The organism is Bradyrhizobium vignae, assembly GCF_900324035.1.
In the GTDB taxonomy this organism is placed as follows: domain Bacteria; phylum Pseudomonadota; class Alphaproteobacteria; order Rhizobiales; family Xanthobacteraceae; genus Bradyrhizobium; species Bradyrhizobium vignae.
Genome location: NZ_LS398110.1, coordinates 990,721 through 1,005,866, shown reverse-complemented (window position 1 = coordinate 1,005,866; position 15,146 = coordinate 990,721). Strand labels below are relative to the sequence as shown.

Annotated in this window: 14 protein-coding genes; 3 read left to right on the top strand and 11 right to left on the bottom strand. The window is 63.9% G+C overall.

Going from position 1 to position 15,146, the window contains the following annotated elements:
* Nucleotides 1–7: 7 nt before the first annotated feature.
* Nucleotides 8–469, top strand: coding sequence for a carboxymuconolactone decarboxylase family protein (locus tag BRAD3257_RS04870; protein WP_122400895.1), 462 nt, complete (start codon nt 8–10; stop codon nt 467–469).
* A 129-nt stretch (nt 470–598) separates the two neighbouring features.
* On the opposite strand, the gene BRAD3257_RS04865 is transcribed toward BRAD3257_RS04870, so the two are convergent.
* From BRAD3257_RS04865 to BRAD3257_RS04840, 6 genes are all read right to left on the bottom strand, one after another.
* Nucleotides 599–1,459 carry a D-amino-acid transaminase gene (locus BRAD3257_RS04865; protein ID WP_122400894.1) on the bottom strand — a complete coding sequence of 287 codons (861 nt, stop codon included), beginning with the start codon at nt 1,457–1,459 and terminating at the stop codon, nt 599–601.
* A 187-nt stretch (nt 1,460–1,646) separates the two neighbouring features.
* Entirely contained in the window at nt 1,647–2,378 is a 732-nt protein-coding gene (locus BRAD3257_RS04860; RefSeq protein WP_122400893.1) for an amino acid ABC transporter ATP-binding protein, read from the bottom strand.
* Nucleotides 2,379–2,569: 191 nt separating this feature from the next.
* The gene (locus BRAD3257_RS04855) at nt 2,570–3,262 is read right to left on the bottom strand and encodes an amino acid ABC transporter permease (RefSeq protein ID WP_122400892.1); all 693 of its coding nucleotides are present in this window, start codon (nt 3,260–3,262) and stop codon (nt 2,570–2,572) included.
* Nucleotides 3,263–3,266: 4 nt separating this feature from the next.
* A complete protein-coding gene (locus tag BRAD3257_RS04850; RefSeq protein WP_122400891.1) occupies nt 3,267–3,998 on the bottom strand; it encodes an amino acid ABC transporter permease in 732 nt (243 codons plus the stop codon).
* A 126-nt stretch (nt 3,999–4,124) separates the two neighbouring features.
* Nucleotides 4,125–5,036 carry an amino acid ABC transporter substrate-binding protein gene (locus BRAD3257_RS04845; protein WP_122406375.1) on the bottom strand — a complete coding sequence of 304 codons (912 nt, stop codon included), beginning with the start codon at nt 5,034–5,036 and terminating at the stop codon, nt 4,125–4,127.
* A gap of 87 nt (nt 5,037–5,123) precedes the next feature.
* A complete protein-coding gene (locus BRAD3257_RS04840; protein WP_122400890.1) occupies nt 5,124–6,509 on the bottom strand; it encodes a M20 family metallopeptidase in 1,386 nt (461 codons plus the stop codon).
* A gap of 265 nt (nt 6,510–6,774) precedes the next feature.
* Here BRAD3257_RS04840 and BRAD3257_RS04835 point away from each other — a divergent pair, with 265 nt between their 5' ends.
* Nucleotides 6,775–8,154 (top strand): LLM class flavin-dependent oxidoreductase, encoded by a 1,380-nt coding sequence (locus tag BRAD3257_RS04835; protein WP_122400889.1) that lies wholly within the window; start codon nt 6,775–6,777, stop codon nt 8,152–8,154.
* Nucleotides 8,155–8,222: 68 nt separating this feature from the next.
* Here BRAD3257_RS04835 and BRAD3257_RS04830 read toward each other — a convergent pair whose 3' ends face one another.
* The 4 genes from BRAD3257_RS04830 to BRAD3257_RS04815 form a co-directional block, all read right to left on the bottom strand.
* A complete protein-coding gene (locus tag BRAD3257_RS04830) occupies nt 8,223–9,884 on the bottom strand; it encodes a thiamine pyrophosphate-binding protein (RefSeq protein WP_122400888.1) in 1,662 nt (553 codons plus the stop codon).
* Nucleotides 9,885–10,176: 292 nt separating this feature from the next.
* Nucleotides 10,177–10,680 (bottom strand): GFA family protein, encoded by a 504-nt coding sequence (locus BRAD3257_RS04825; RefSeq protein WP_122400887.1) that lies wholly within the window; start codon nt 10,678–10,680, stop codon nt 10,177–10,179.
* 220 nt (nt 10,681–10,900) lie between these two features.
* Nucleotides 10,901–12,028: an alkene reductase gene (locus tag BRAD3257_RS04820; RefSeq protein WP_122400886.1), complete on the bottom strand. Its 1,128-nt coding sequence runs from the start codon at nt 12,026–12,028 to the stop codon at nt 10,901–10,903.
* A 119-nt stretch (nt 12,029–12,147) separates the two neighbouring features.
* A complete protein-coding gene (locus tag BRAD3257_RS04815) occupies nt 12,148–13,644 on the bottom strand; it encodes an aldehyde dehydrogenase family protein (protein ID WP_122400885.1) in 1,497 nt (498 codons plus the stop codon).
* Nucleotides 13,645–13,824: 180 nt separating this feature from the next.
* On the opposite strand from BRAD3257_RS04815, the gene BRAD3257_RS04810 reads away from it, so the two are divergent.
* Nucleotides 13,825–14,670, top strand: a complete 846-nt coding sequence (locus tag BRAD3257_RS04810; protein ID WP_122400884.1) for an SDR family NAD(P)-dependent oxidoreductase — start codon at nt 13,825–13,827, stop codon at nt 14,668–14,670.
* A gap of 155 nt (nt 14,671–14,825) precedes the next feature.
* On the opposite strand, the gene BRAD3257_RS04805 is transcribed toward BRAD3257_RS04810, so the two are convergent.
* Entirely contained in the window at nt 14,826–15,032 is a 207-nt protein-coding gene (locus BRAD3257_RS04805; protein WP_025033895.1) for a hypothetical protein, read from the bottom strand.
* Between the last annotated feature and the right edge of the window lie 114 nt (nt 15,033–15,146).

Below are 15,146 nucleotides of genomic sequence, written 5' to 3'. Positions count from 1 at the left end.
AACGACCATGAAGCCCCGTATGAACTTCTACCAGGCCGCACCCGACACGATGAAGGCGCTGATGGCGCTGGAAGAGCAGATCCAGTCGACAGGCCTGGAGAAATCGCTGATCGAGCTGGTCAAGATCCGGGCATCGCAGATCAACGGCTGCGCCTTCTGCATCAACATGCATACTGAGGACGCCCGCAAGCGCGGCGAGACGGAGCAGCGCATCTACCTGCTGAATGCCTGGCGCGAATCCCCGCTCTATTCCGACCGCGAGCGCGCCGCGCTGGCCTGGACGGAGGCGGTGACGCTGATCTCAGAGACGCACGCGCCGGACGACGTCTACGAACAGGTTCGCGCGCAATTCTCCGACGCGGAGACAGTGAACCTGACCATGCTGATCGGGGCGATCAACGCCTGGAACAGGATCGCGATCGCGTTCCGTGCGGTACATCCGGTAAAGGTGAAGGCGTCGGTGGCGTAGGGGCGTGCGCCTCAGCGCAGGTTTCGTACGGTGGGCAAAGGCGCACTTGCGCCGTGCCCACCATTTCTCCATGAATCCAACAGAAGACGTGGGCACGCCTCGCTTTGCCCACCGATAGCAGAGTGCGGCTCAGACCGCCGTCGCCTTGGCGAACTCCACGTAGATCTCGCGCAGCCGCGTTGCCATCGGGCCGGGCTCGCCATTACCGATCTTCTTGCCGTCGATCGCGACCACCGGCTGCACGAAGGAGGATGCGCTGGTGATGAAGGCTTCCTTGGCGGCGAGCGCCTCGGCGACGGTGAAGGACCGCTCCTCGACACGGAGCTGGCGCTCCTCGGCAAGCGCGATCACGGCTTTGCGGGTGCAGCCCGGCAGGATCGCGTTGGAGTTCTTGCGGGTGACGATGACATCGTCCTTGGTGAGAATGAACGCCGAGGACGAGCCGCCTTCGGTGACATAGCCGTCTTGCAGCATCCAGGCTTCGCCGGCGCCGGCTTCGGCCGCAGCCTGCTTCGCCAGCACCTGCGCCAGCAGCGCGACGCTCTTGATGTCGCGGCGCTCCCAGCGGATGTCGGGCACCGTGATCACATTGATGCCGGTCTTTGCCACCGGAGCGTTGATGATGTCCTTCTCGGAGGTGAACATCACCAGGCTCGACTTGACGTCGCCCTTGGGGAACGGGAAGTCGCGGCCCTTGTCGGCGCCACGCGTGACCTGGAGGTAGACGAGGCCGCTTTCGAGCTTGTTGCGCGCGATCAGCTCCTTCTGCAGCTCGGTGATGCGCTCGACCGTCTCGGGCAGCTTCAGCTTGATCTCGCCGACAGACCGCTCCAGCCGCGCGAGATGCGAGGCATTGTCGACCAGCTTGCCATCCAGCACCGCCGAGACCTCGTAGATGCCGTCGGCGAACAGGAAGCCGCGATCAAGGATCGAGATTTTGGCTTCCGAGAGCGGGACGAATGAGCCGTTGACATAGGCGAGCGGGTCCAAGGCAAGTCTCCTGGCGGGAAAGGGAATTTAGCCATCGGTATAGGAGATTTGCCGGGCCCGATAAACCCTCGATCCGTCATTCCGGGGCATTCGCAAAGCGAATGAGCCCGGAATCCATCTCACATCGCGTACGGCCGCCAAATGGATTCCGGGCTCGCGACTGCGTCGCGCCCCGGACTGGCAACGTCTAATGCGACAGAATCTTCGACAAGAACTTCTGCGCGCGGTCACTGCGGGGCTTGCCGAAGAAGTCTTCCTTCGGAGCGTCCTCGACGATTTCACCGCGGTCCATGAAGATGACGCGGTTGGCGACCTTGCGGGCGAAGCCCATCTCATGGGTCACGACCATCATGGTCATGCCTTCGCGGGCAAGATCGACCATGACGTCGAGCACTTCGCTGACCATTTCGGGGTCGAGCGCCGAGGTCGGCTCGTCGAACAGCATCACGATCGGATCCATCGCGAGCGCGCGGGCAATCGCAACACGCTGCTGCTGGCCGCCGGAGAGTTGCGCGGGAAACTTCTGCGCCTGCTCTTTGAGCCCGACGCGCTCCAGCAGTTGCATGCCCTTGGTGACCGACTTGTCGTGGCCACGGCCAAGCACCTTCTCCTGGGCGAGGCAGAGATTGTCGATGATCTTGAGGTGCGGAAACAGCTCGAAATGCTGAAACACCATTCCGACGCGCGAGCGCAGTTTCGGCAGATTGGTCTTGGGATCATTGACCTTGGTGCCATCGACCAGGATGTCGCCGCTCTGGAACGGCTCCAGCGCATTGACGCATTTGATCAGGGTCGACTTGCCCGAGCCGGAGGGACCGCAGACCACGACCACCTCGCCCTTGGTGACGCTGGTGGTGCAGTCGGTCAGCACCTGGAAACTCGGGCTGTACCATTTGTTGACGTGGCTGATTTCGATCATGTGTTTCTCAAGCGCCTCAGCAGTCTCGATTCACCTCTCCCACGGGGAGAGGTCGGCGCGAAGCGCCGGGTGAGGGGTACAGGTCCATCGTCGGGGCGAAACCCCTCACGCGGATCGCTCGCGCGATCCGACCTCTCCCTGTGGGAGAAGTGAAGGGCACCTCATTTCGGAATCTGGAGTTCACGATCCACCTAGCGAATGATGGCGATGCGCGCCTGGAGACGGCGGACGCCAAAGGACGCGATACAGGAAATGGTGAAGTAGACGACTGCTGCGAACAGGTACATTTCGACGAGGCGCCCGTCGCGCTGGGCGACCTTGCTCGCCGCGCCGAGGAAGTCGGTGATCGACAGCACGTAGACCAGCGAGGTGTCCTGGAACAGCACGATGGTCTGCGTGATCAGCACCGGCAGCATGTTGCGGAAGGCCTGCGGCAGCACGACGTAGCGCATGGTCTGGGCGTAGGTCAGGCCCAGCGCACTGGCCGCGGCCGGCTGGCCGCGCGAGATCGACTGGATGCCGGCACGCATGATCTCGGAGAAGTACGCCGCCTCGAACATGATGAAGGTGATGAGCGAGGAGGCGAACGCGCCGACGCTGATCGGGCGCGAGGCGCCGGTCAGCCATTGCCCGATATAGGGCACCAGGAAGTAGAACCAGAAGATGACCAGCACCAGCGGAAGCGAGCGCATGAAGTCGACATAGATGCCGGCGATCCGGCCGAGCAGCTTGAGGCCGGAGAGGCGCATCAGGGCAAGCGCCGTGCCGAAGATCAGGCCGCCGAGAGCTGCGAGCCCCGTCAGCGTCAGCGTGAACGTCATGCCCTCATAAAACAGGTAGGGCAGCGCGCGGCGGATGACGTCGAAATCGAAGTTGCCGAGCATGGCGCTATTTCCCCGTGATGTAGCCGGGGATCGCGACCCAGCGCTCGAGGAAGCGCATCGCGGTCACGACGACGGCGTTGACGAGGAGATAGAGGATGGTCGCGGCGGTGAAGGCCTCGAACACCTGGAACGAGAATTCCTGCATCGAGCGCGCCTGTCCGGTCAGCTCGAGCAGGCCGATGGTGATTGCGACCGCGGTGTTCTTGATGGTGTTGAGGAACTCGGAGGTCAGCGGCGGCAAGATAATGCGGAAGGCCATCGGCAGCAGCACGTAGCGATAGCCCTGCACCGTGGTGAGGCCGAGCGCGGTCGCCGCCATCCTCTGCCCACGCGGCAGCGAGGAGATGCCCGCCTGCAACTGCACGGCCACGCGTGCCGACATGAAGAAACCGACGCCGATCGCAGCCGTCCAGAACGGCGCGTTCGGCAGCTGCTTCAGCCAAGTGCCCGCACCTTTTGGCAGCAGTTCCGGCAGCACGAAGAACCACAGGAACAGCTGCACGAGCAGCGGCATGTTGCGGAAGAACTCGACATAAAGGAAGCCGAACCAGTTGGCGCCCTTCGACGGCAGCGTGCGCATGACGCCGACGATCGAGCCGGTGATCAGCGCGATGATCCAGGCCAGCGCCGCCGTCTTGAGGGTCAGCGCCAAACCCGACAACAGCATGTCGAGATAGGTGCCGGTCCCCATCGGATTCGGCTGGAAGAAGATTCCCCAGTTCCAGTTGTAGTTCACGTGTCCCCCGCGCGAACGCGCCAGTCATGATGTCCTGGCGCCTATGCAAATGTCCGGCCATTCTCCCTCCAGAAAGGCCGAATGTACCGCCTCCCCCCGCAAGCGGGGAGAGGCGGATGGTGCATCTTACTTGTAGTCGTCCGGGTTCGGCGAGTCCGTCGGCTTGGCGAACTCGTTCTTCAGCTCGGCCGAGATCGGCGTGTTGAGGTTCAGGCCCTTCGGCGGGATCTTCTGGGTGAACCATTTGTTGTAGATCTTCTCGGCCTCGCCCGAGGTGTAGAGCGCGGCGGTCGCAGCATCCACCACCTTCTTGAAGGCGGGATCGTCCTTGCGCAGCATGATGCCGTAGGGTTCGGGCTTGGAGAACGCGTCCTTGGAGACGGCGTAGTCGTCCGGGTTCTTCGAGCCGGCGACGAGGCTCGCGAGCAGGATGTCGTCCATCACGAAGGCGACCGCGCGGTCGGTCTCGACCATCAGGAAGGCTTCGGCGTGGTCCTTGGCCGGGATGATGTTGGCGCCGAGTCCCTTCGCGACGTTGGCTTCCGTAAGCTGCTTGATGTTGGTGGTGCCGGCGGTCGAGACCACGGTCTTGCCCTTGAGGTCGTCGATCGACTTCAAGCCGCTCGACTTCTTGAAGACGTAGCGGCTGGCGGTCAGGAAGTGGGTATTGGTGAAGGCGACCTGCTTCTGGCGCTCGGCATTGTTGGTGGTCGAGCCGCATTCGAGGTCGATGGTGCCGTTGGCCATCAGCGGGATGCGCGTCGCCGAGGTCACCGGGTTGAGCTTGACCTCGAGCTTGTCGAGCTTGAGCTCCTTCTTCACGGCCTCGACGATCTTGTAGCAGATGTCCATCGCGAACCCGACGGGCTTCTGGTTGTCGTCCAGATAGGAGAACGGGATCGAGGAATCGCGGAAGCCGAGCGTGATCGCGCCGGTGTCCTTGATGTTCTTCAGCGTGCCGGTCAGCTCCTGCGCCCCGGCCTGGCTGACGACGAAGGTTGCGGCGAGCGCGAGCCCGATGTGACGGAAATGTTTCACGTTTTTCTTCGCCTTTCGGATGATGCGGCCCGGATGCAAGCACAAATCGAGCCGGATTAGAATGTAACTTTCGGCTGGATTATCGGCTCAGGTTAACGGCGCCGGCAACTCGCCGAGATCCCAGAACAGCCCGGCCATCACCGTCAAGGCCTCTTCGGTCAACGGCAGCAGGATGTGCTCATTGGGCGCATGCTGGGAGCAGCCGGGATAGGAGTGCGGGACCCAGATCGTCGGCAGGCCCAGGACCTCGGAGAACACGTCATTGGGCAGCGAGCCGCCAAAGTTCGGCAGCACGGCCGGCGCCTTGCCGGTGGTCTCCTGCACCGAATCCGCCGCCCATTTGATCCACGGGCTGTCGAAATCGGTGCGCGATGCAGCAAAACTCTGCGCCGCGCGCACCTCGACCATTGGAAACCCCTTCTGGACCAGATGCGCGCGGATCGCCTCGATCAGCCCGTCAATTTTGGTGCCGACGACGAAACGCAGTTGCAGCACGGCACTGGCGCGGCCGGGAATGGCGTTCGCCGGCTTCTCGATATTGCCCGACGACATCGCCAGCACCTCGAGCGTATTCCAGGCATAGAGCCGTTCGGCCGCCGACAACCCCTCCTCGCCCCAGTTCTCGGCCAGCGCCGGCTCGTCCGCTGTCGGCACCACCTCGACGTCGGCGAGATAGCTGCGGATTTGGTTGGTGAGCCGCGGCGGCTTCAGGGCCTCGAGCTGGAGGCGGCCATGACCGTCGACCAGGGTCGAGATCGCGTTGACCAGGATGGTCGCGGGGTTGGCGAGCACGCCGCCCCAATTGCCGGAATGATGCCCGCCATCACGCAAATTCACGTCGAGATGAATTCGGATGCCGCCGCGGCAGCCTAGAAACAGCGTCGGCCGATCGGCCGACAGGCGCGGGCCGTCCGAGGCCACGAACAGGTCGGCCTTGAGCGCATCGCGATTGAGATCGCAGACCTTGCCGAGATCGGGCGAGCCGATCTCCTCGCCCATCTCGACGATGAACTTGGCGTTGAACCCGAGCTTGCCGCCGCGCGCGTCGCGCACCGCACGGAGCGCGGCCATGTTGATGCTGTGCTGGCCCTTGTTGTCGGCGGTGCCGCGGCCATAGAGGCGCGTACCCGCAATTGTCGTGCGCCAGGGATCGCGCCCCTCGCGCCACTCGCCTTCCATGCCGTCGACGACATCGCCATGGCCGTAGACCAGCACGGTCGGCGCGGACGCACTCTCGTGATGCTCGGCGAACAGGAACGGCGCCTTGCCGCTTGGGGATTCGACGATGCGGCTGGTGAAGTCGAGCGCGGCGAAGGCCGGCTGCATCTCCTGCTCCAGATAGGCTCGCAGCTCGGGGCCGCGCGACGGATTCTGGCTTTCGGTCCGATACGCGACGCGGCGGTCGAGTTCAGCGAGGAACGCACCGGATTTGAAATCGTCGCGGGCGCGGGCGATGGCGTCGGCTCTGGTCATTGCTTTCGTTTTCAAGGTTTCGATGCCGGCGAACGTAGCGAGCTACATAGGCCGTCGAAAGTGGCGGGGCGTTGGATCGTTCTTGGGCGGTTCTTGGGCGGTTCTTGGGATTTCGTTCTTGCTCGCTTGAGATTGGCTCGCCAAGCGCGGCGGCACCGCTGATTTTGACCTTGCCAATCCCCAAACATATGCAAGAACTTAGCCAAGTTGGGGCGCAGATCTATCATTCGAAGAGCGCTCAGTACAGGGCGCCGAGGGGACCAGCATGGCCAAAGAGATCAGGCTCAACGCCTTTGCGATGAATTGCGTCGCACACCAGTCACCGGGCCTTTGGACCCATCCGCGCGACCGCACCGCCGAGTATAACCGCCTGCCCTACTGGATCGATCTCGCCAAGACGCTGGAGCGCGGCCGTTTCGACGGGCTGTTCCTGGCGGACGTGCTCGGGGTCTACGATGTCTATGGCAACAGCCCTGACGCAGCCTTGCGCAATGCAGCACAGACGCCGTCGAACGAGCCGCTGCTGCTGCTCTCGGCGATGGCCGCGGTGACGCAAAATCTCGGTTTCGGCGTCACCAGCAATCTGTCGTTCGAGCCGCCCTACCCGTTCGCGCGGCGGATGTCGACGCTGGATCATCTCACCGAGGGACGCATCGGCTGGAACGTCGTCACCGGCTATCTCGACAGCGCCGCGCGCGGTGCCGGCAAGGACAAGCAGACCGGACATGACGACCGCTACGACATCGCCGACGAATATATGGAGGTGGTGTACAAGCTCTGGGAAGGAAGCTGGGAGGACGATGCCGTGCTGCGCGACCGGACGCGCGGCATCTTTACCGATCCCGCAAAAGTTCATCGCGTCAATCACGAGGGCGCGAACTACCGCATCAACAACACCATTCACCTCAGCGAGCCATCGCCGCAGCGCACGCCCGTGCTGTACCAGGCCGGCACCTCGCCGCGCGGCCGGCAGTTCGCCGCACGCCATGCCGAGTGCGTCTTCATGTCGGGACCGTCGGCCAAGGTGATCGCGCCGCGCGTCTCAGCGATCCGGCAAGAGGCCGCTGCGCTCGGCCGCAACCCGGCGGAGATCCTGATGTTCTCGATGATGACGATCATCCTTGGACGGACGGAAGCCGAAGCCAGGGAGAAATACGCCGACTACCGCCGTCACATCAGCCCCGAGGGAGCGCTGGCGCTGATGTCGGGATGGACCGGCGTCGACTTCTCCGGCTACGACCTCGACCAGCAGGTGCGCCATGTCCAGAACGACGCCGGCCGCAGCGCGATGGACAACGTCACCCGCGCTGATCCTGATCGCATCTGGACGGTGCGCGATGTGATCGAGCATGTCGGCATCGGCGGCGCCGGTCCGGTCGTGGTCGGCACGCCCGAGATGGTCGCTGACAAAATCGAGGACTGGTTCGAGAAGACCGACGTTGACGGTCTCAACGTCGCGTTCGCGATCTCACCTGGCGATTTCGAGGACATCGCCGATATGCTGGTGCCGGAGCTGACCCGGCGCGGGCGGTACAAGAGCGATTATGCCAAGGGTACGCTGCGGGAGAAGCTGTTCGGTGAGGGGCGCGCGAGGCTCGACGGGCCGCATCCGGCCGCAGGGTATCGGGTGGGGAGGAAAAGATAGCCACCACATGCCCCCGGGCTGAATATCAAGTCGGGCGATGACAGCTGAGAACGTGGCGCCAGGCCGCCCTACACCTTCCCGTCCACCATCACCTCGATCAGCTTCGTCCCCGGCCGGCCGAACGCCGACGCCAGCGTCGCCCTCAGCTCGCGGGGATCGCTGATCTTGATCGCCTCGCAGCCGAGCGCCTTCGCGATGCCGGCAAAATCCACGGGCGGATCGACGAAGTCCATGCCGACGTAATTGTCATCGCCATGGAAGGCGAGCAGCCGCTGCTTGATGATGCGATAGCCGCCATTGTTGGCGATGACGACGTTGAGCGGCAGCTTGTGATGCGCGGCCGTCCACAGCGACTGGATCGAATACATCGCGCTGCCATCGCCCGAGAAGCACACCACGGGGCGATCCGGATTGGCGATGCTGGCGCCGACTGACGCCGGCAGGCCCCAGCCGATGCCGCCGGAGGCAAGTCCGTGGTAGTCATAGCGATCGCGATGCGGCCGCAGCGCCGTGATCTGGCGGCTGGAGGTGAGCCCTTCATCGACGAGAATGGCATTATCAGGCATCGCCTCGACCACCTGCAGCACCAGGAAATCCGGATCGATTGGCGTGCGGGCGGCGCTCCTGCCGATCTGCTCGACGAGCGCGGCGCGGCGCGCGATCCAGTTCTTCGGCGCGAGTTCGGCGAGACGTTGCTTGGCGCGGCTCGCGAGTGTCGCGCCGCCCATCTCCTTCAGCACGGGAATCAGCGCGCGCAGCGTTTCCTTCAGATCCGCCTTCAGCGCGATCTCGGCACCGTAGTTCTTGGCGATCTCCCAATCGACCAGACCGACCTGCACGATGCCAAGGCCATCCGGCAGCGCGTCCACTTCGCTGTAAACCGACATCCGCAGGGGATCGCCGCCCAGCGCGATCAGGAGATCGTACGGCGCAAGCGTATCGCGTGCGGCCTTCTGCACGCGCGCCAGCGTGCCGATGAAGCTCGGACTCTCCGAGAGAAAGTGCGAGCCATAGGGCGTCGAGGATTGGTAGGCGGCCGCGCCGAGCAGCTCGGCCAACTCAGCCGCCTCGTTCAGAGCATCGCTCTTGACCACCTCGTCCATGGTGACGATCACAGGCCGTTCGGCTTTCAGCAGCCGCGCGGCAAAGGTCTTCAACGCTTCATCCGACGGCCTTGTACGCGCGTCGATGCGGGTGGAGCGGCCGAGATCGATGCCGGCTTCGCTGTTGAGGATGTCGCCGGGCAGCGAAATGAACACCGGCCCGGTCGGCGGCGTCATCGCCACCTTAGCGGCACGGCGCACGATGCGCGGCAGATCCTCCAGCCGCGTCACCTCGACCGCCCATTTCACCAGCGGCTCGGCCATACGCACCAGAGGACCATAGAGCACCGGCTCCATCAGGCCGTGGCCCTGCTCCTGCTGGCCTGCAGTCAAAATCATCGGCGTGCCCGTGAACTGGGCGTTGTAGAGCGAGCCCATGGCGTTGCCGAGGCCGGGCGCGACGTGAACGTTGCAGGCGACGAGCTTGCCGGAGGCGCGGCTGTAGCCGTCGGCGATCGCCACCACCAGGCTCTCCTGCATCGCCATCACATAGGTGAGATCGGGATGGTCCTTCAGCGCATGCATGATCGGCAGCTCCGTGGTGCCGGGATTGCCGAACAGATGCGAGACGCCCTCGTCCTTGAGCAGCGCGAGAAAGGCGGAGCGGCCGGTGATCTTGTTCTTCATGTTTCCTCCAGGAGCGGACGTTGCCGCAAGGACGGAGGCATGATGGCCGAAGTTTTGGGATGCGCGCAAGGAAGCGCGCTCATGGCTGCGTTGCGTGGAAGCCCCACTCTCTTGTCCCGGACGCGACGCAACGTGCAACGTTGCGGCGCAGAGCCGGGACACAGATATTCGCGCCGAGTTCGCTGAGGCATGGGCACCGGCTCAGCAGCCACCGCCGCACCGGACCATGCTTCGCATCGCAGGGGAGGCGCTGCGCCGCGTCCTGGGCACGAGAGCGGAGGTGCGGCTCGCACTATATCTCCTCGCGGCCCAGCTCGAACGGATCCTCGCCGCCCGCGCGCTTCTTCTTTTTCGAGCGCTGCCAGACCACGCCCGGAAAGCCCTTCAGCGGCACCAGCGGCTCGCCGGTATAGGCCCATTCCTGCAGCTCCTCGATCGCGATGTGATAGAGCGGTTGGCGGCCGGTGCGTTCGTTGAACAGGGCACGGGGAATGTTGACCATGTGCGGTCCGCGCGGACGTTCGTACATGATCGGCGTCCCGCAATGTGAGCAGAAGCTGCGCGCGGTCTTGGTTACCTTGTCCTCGTAGCGGGTGAGCACGGTCTTGCCGGACGTGATGCGAAAGCGCTTCTTCCAGCTACCGATATAGGTCGCGTAAGCCGCGCCGTGGGCGCGGCGACTGGCGGCGGAGTGATCATGCCACGCCCAGCGCGCGGGAACGTCGATCTCGAAGGTGACCTTGCCGCAGAGGCATTGGCCGGTGGCTATTCCTGCGGCGGCTGCGGCTTTGGCCATGGAAGTCTCCCCGTCGTCATTGCGAGCGCAGCGAAACAATCCAGGCTGCCTCAACGGAGAGATGCTGGATTGCTTCGCTGCGCTCGCAATGACGGAATTTGTGGTGGTGGTCGGAGCAACACAAAAGTCCCGTACCCCGGATGGAGCGAAGCGCAATCCGGGGATCTTGACGCGGGGACGATCCCGGATTGCGCTGCGCTCCATCCAGGCTACGGCAGCGTCAGGCGGGCGTCAGCTCGTCATACACCGGATAATCCGTATACCCCTTCTCCTCGCCGCCATAGAACGTCGCGCGGTTGTACGGCGCGATCGGATAGTCGTGCTCCAGCCGCCGCGGCAGATCCGGATTGGAGATGAAGATGCGGCCGAAGGCAATGATATCGGCGTGTCCCTCGGCGATCGCCGCGTTTGCGGTCTCGCCGGTAAAGCCGCCGGCGGTCATCAGCACACCGCTGTAGAGTGGGCGGAACAGCACCATCGCCGACGGCACATTCTCCCAGTGTACGTCGGCGCGGCCGGCGCCGCTCGAGCGCGGCTCGATGAAGTGCAGGTAGGCCAGGCCGAGCTTGTCGAGCGCCTTCACGACATGGGTGTAAAGCGGCATCGGATCGGGCTCGCCGGAATCATTGGCGATGCCATGTGGCGACAGCCGGACGGCGACGCGGTTCGCGCCCCAGACGTCGATCGCGGCCTGCGTGACTTCGAGCAGAAGGCGCGCGCGGTTCTCGATCGAGCCGCCATATTGATCGGTGCGCTGGTTGCTGCGCGACTGCAGGAACTGCTCGAGCAGATAGCCGTTGGCACCGTGAATCTCGACGCCGTCGAAGCCGGCGGCAAGCGCGTTCTTGGCACCCTGCCGGAACGCCTCGATGATGTCCTTGACCTCCTCGGTCTCCAGCGCGCGCGGCGTCTCGTAATCGGCGATCTTGCCGTCGGCCGTCATCGCCTTCATGCCTTCGGCCTTGATCGGGATGGCCGAGGCCGAAACCGGCAGCGCACCGCCGTGGAAAGAAGAGTGAGAGACGCGGCCGACATGCCAGAGCTGGAGGAAGATGATGCCGCCCTTGGCATGCACGGCATCGACCACCTTGCGCCAGCCCGCCACTTGCGCCTGCGAATAGATGCCGGGTGTCGCCGGGTTGCCGCGGCCATGCGAGAGCACCGGCGAGGCTTCGGCAATGATCAGGCCGCCTTTCGTCGCGCGCTGGCGGTAATATTCAGCATTGAGCGGACGCGGGGAAAAGCTGTCGCGCTCGGCGCGCATCCGGGTGAGCGGTGCCATCGCCACGCGGTGTGCAAGTTTGTACGGACCAACCTGCAACGGTTGAAACAACGCTTCGAATTTCATGTGGGCCCCGAACGACTAGGAAAGGACGCGGATCATATAGCGAGGGGCAGCGACCGGAAAAGGTGCTGCCCCGCGAAGGCAGATATTCCCTTCCGCGGAACACGGGTGGGATATGGATCTTACGCCGTCTTGATCCAGACAGCCTTCACGTTGAGATATTCCTCGACATGCTGCTTGCCGGACTCGCGGCCGTAGCCACTCATCTTGTAGCCTCCGAACGGCACGGCTGGATCCATCGCCTGGTAGCAGTTCACCCACACCGAGCCAGCACGCAGGCGCTTCGCCACTGCATGGGCCTTGCTGACGTCGCGCGTCCACAGACCGGAGCCGAGGCCGAAGGTGGTGTTGTTGGCGCGCTTGACCAGCTCGTCCATGTCCTTGAACGCGATCGCGGAGATGACCGGACCAAAAATCTCCTCCTGCGCGATGCGCATGTCGTCCTCAACGCCCGCGAACACCGTCGGTGAGACGAAGAAGCCCTTCGACAATGCGCCCTCGGTGACGCGACCCCCGCCGGCGAGCGCCTTGGCGCCTTCCTTCTGACCGATGTCGAGATAGCCGGTGACGCGCTCGAGCTGCTGCTCGGAGACGAGCGGACCGATCTGCACGTTGGGATCGAGGCCGTTGCCGACCTGCAGCTTCTTGCCGAACTCGGCGACGCGACCGACGAATTCGTCATAGATCGATTGCTCGACGAACAGGCGCGTGCCGGCGCTGCAGATCTGACCCGAATTGGCGAATACCGCCATCGCCGCGCCCGGCACCGCCGCGTCGAGATCGGCATCCGCGAACACGATGTCCGGCGACTTGCCGCCGAGCTCGAGCGAGACGCGCTTCAAGTTGCCGGCCGAGGCGCGGATGATCGACTGGCCTGTCACATGCGAGCCCGTGAAGGCGACCTTGTCGACATCATGATGCGAGGCCAGCGCCGCGCCCGCGGTCTCGCCGTAGCCGGGAACGACGTTGACAACGCCCGGCGGAATGCCCGCTTCCATCGCGAGCTCGGCGATGCGCAGCGAGGTCAGCGGCGCCTCTTCGGCGGGCTTGAGCACCACGGTGCAGCCGGTCGCGATCGCCGGGCCGATCTTCCAGATCGTCGCGGTCAGCGGGCCGTTCCACGGGATGATGGCGCCGACGACACCGACCGGCTCCTTCAGAGTGTAGGAGAAGATCTCGCCGGGCAGCGAGTTCTCGATGGTCTCGCCGTGGATTGCCGTGGTCTGGCCGGCGTAATAGCGCAGCATGCCGATGGCGCGCAGGCGATAGGCGCGGGTGCGGCTGAGAGGCGCGCCCATGTCGAGCGTGTCGAGCTGCGACAATTCGTCGAAGTTCTTCTCGACGAGGTCGGCGAGCCTCAAGAGCAGGTTCTGCCGCTCGAACGGCTTGACGTTGCTCCACGGACCTTCGAACGCGCGGCGAGCGGCGGCAACGGCACGATCGATGTCTTCCTTGTCGCCTTCGGCGACCGTTGCAAGCAGCTCGCCGGTTGCGGGATTGCGGGTCTCGAAGCGCTTGCCTGAGGCGGCGTCGACCCACCTGCCGTCGATCAGCATCTGCTTGTAGGACCCATTTGCGAACGGATGGCGCGTGATCGGAATAGCCTGCGACACAGCCATGGCTGCACTCCCTGTCAGGTTATTGATTGGCTCGATCTGGGCGGGATCGTTCGATCGAGGATACAGCCGTGGCAGATAGGCGTAAAGGCAGCACGGACCGAAGACCTCCCATGCCGACTTGTGCAGGGTCGCACTGCTGTCATGTTATAGCTCGACGAGAGCGTTCCACGGAGACCATCCATGCCACATCCCGCCATCACCAAAGACAATGTTGCCGTGATCACGGGTGGCGCATCCGGCATCGGATTTGCCGCTGCCATCGCCTTTGCGCGCGCTGGAATGAAGGTGTGTATCGCCGATGTCGACGAGACACGGTTGGCAGAAGCTGCAACAAGACTGTCATCCGTCACGGCTGCCACGAACGTGATGACTCTCGCCGTCGATGTCAGCGAGATCGAAAGCGTGACGGAACTGGAGCGCGCAGTACGCGAGCGGTTTGGCGGGACCGACATCCTCATGAACAATGCCGGAATCCAGCCGGGCAGCACGCTGTTCGGCGAGCCCGATCATTGGCGGCGCATCATCGGCGTCAACATGTGGGGCATCATCAACGGCTCGCGGATCTTCGCGCCGAACATGATCGCACGCGGCAGGTGTGGCCTCATCATCAATACCGGCTCCAAGCAGGGCATCACCACGCCGCCGGGCGATCCCGCCTACAATGTCTCGAAGGCCGGCGTGAAAGCGTTCACCGAGGCGCTCCAACACGAGCTGCGCAACAGGAAGGACTGCCACATCACGGCACATCTGTTGATCCCGGGCTTCGTCTTCACCGGCCTCACCGCGAAGGGACGCACCGAGAAACCGGCCGGCGCCTGGACGCCGGAGCAGACGATCGATTTCATGCTGGCGCGGCTGGAGGCCGGCGATTTCTACATTCTTTGTCCGGACAACGACGTGCCGCGCGCTCTCGATGAGAAGCGTATGCTCTGGGCCGCCGGCGACATCATCGAGAACCGCCCGCCATTGTCGCGCTGGCACCCGGATTACGCGGATGCGTTCAAGAAGTTCGTGGAGGCGGAATAGCAATCAGACCCTCATGGCGAGGAGCGCGCCCTTGCGCGCGTCTCGAACCATGCAGGCCCGGCTGGGGCCTCTATCCTTCGAGACGCCCGCTTTCAGCGGGCTCATTAGGATGAGGGTTTGGAGTGTTCGCGCCCGGCAAGTTTCGCGCAAACGCCCTACAGCGTCTCCTGCTTGTGCCCGCAATTCTTGCAGGCGAACTTGACGCGGGTCTGCCCCTTCTCCGCCTGCACCCGGTTCGGCGCGCCGCACTTGCCGCAGACGGCCTCGATGCGGGTGGTGCCCTGCTTGACGACGATAGTCTTCTTTTCCATCGATTCGCGGATCAGGCGTTCGGCCTCCTCGCGCAGGGATTGTTTCGACAAAGCTCGTCTCCGCCTCTGGAAAGCGCGAGAGCCATATCGCACCCGCGATCGAAGCACAATGCGTGATGGAGATCGCAGCCGGTCAAGACGTCATTCGGATAGTTGCCAAGCGCA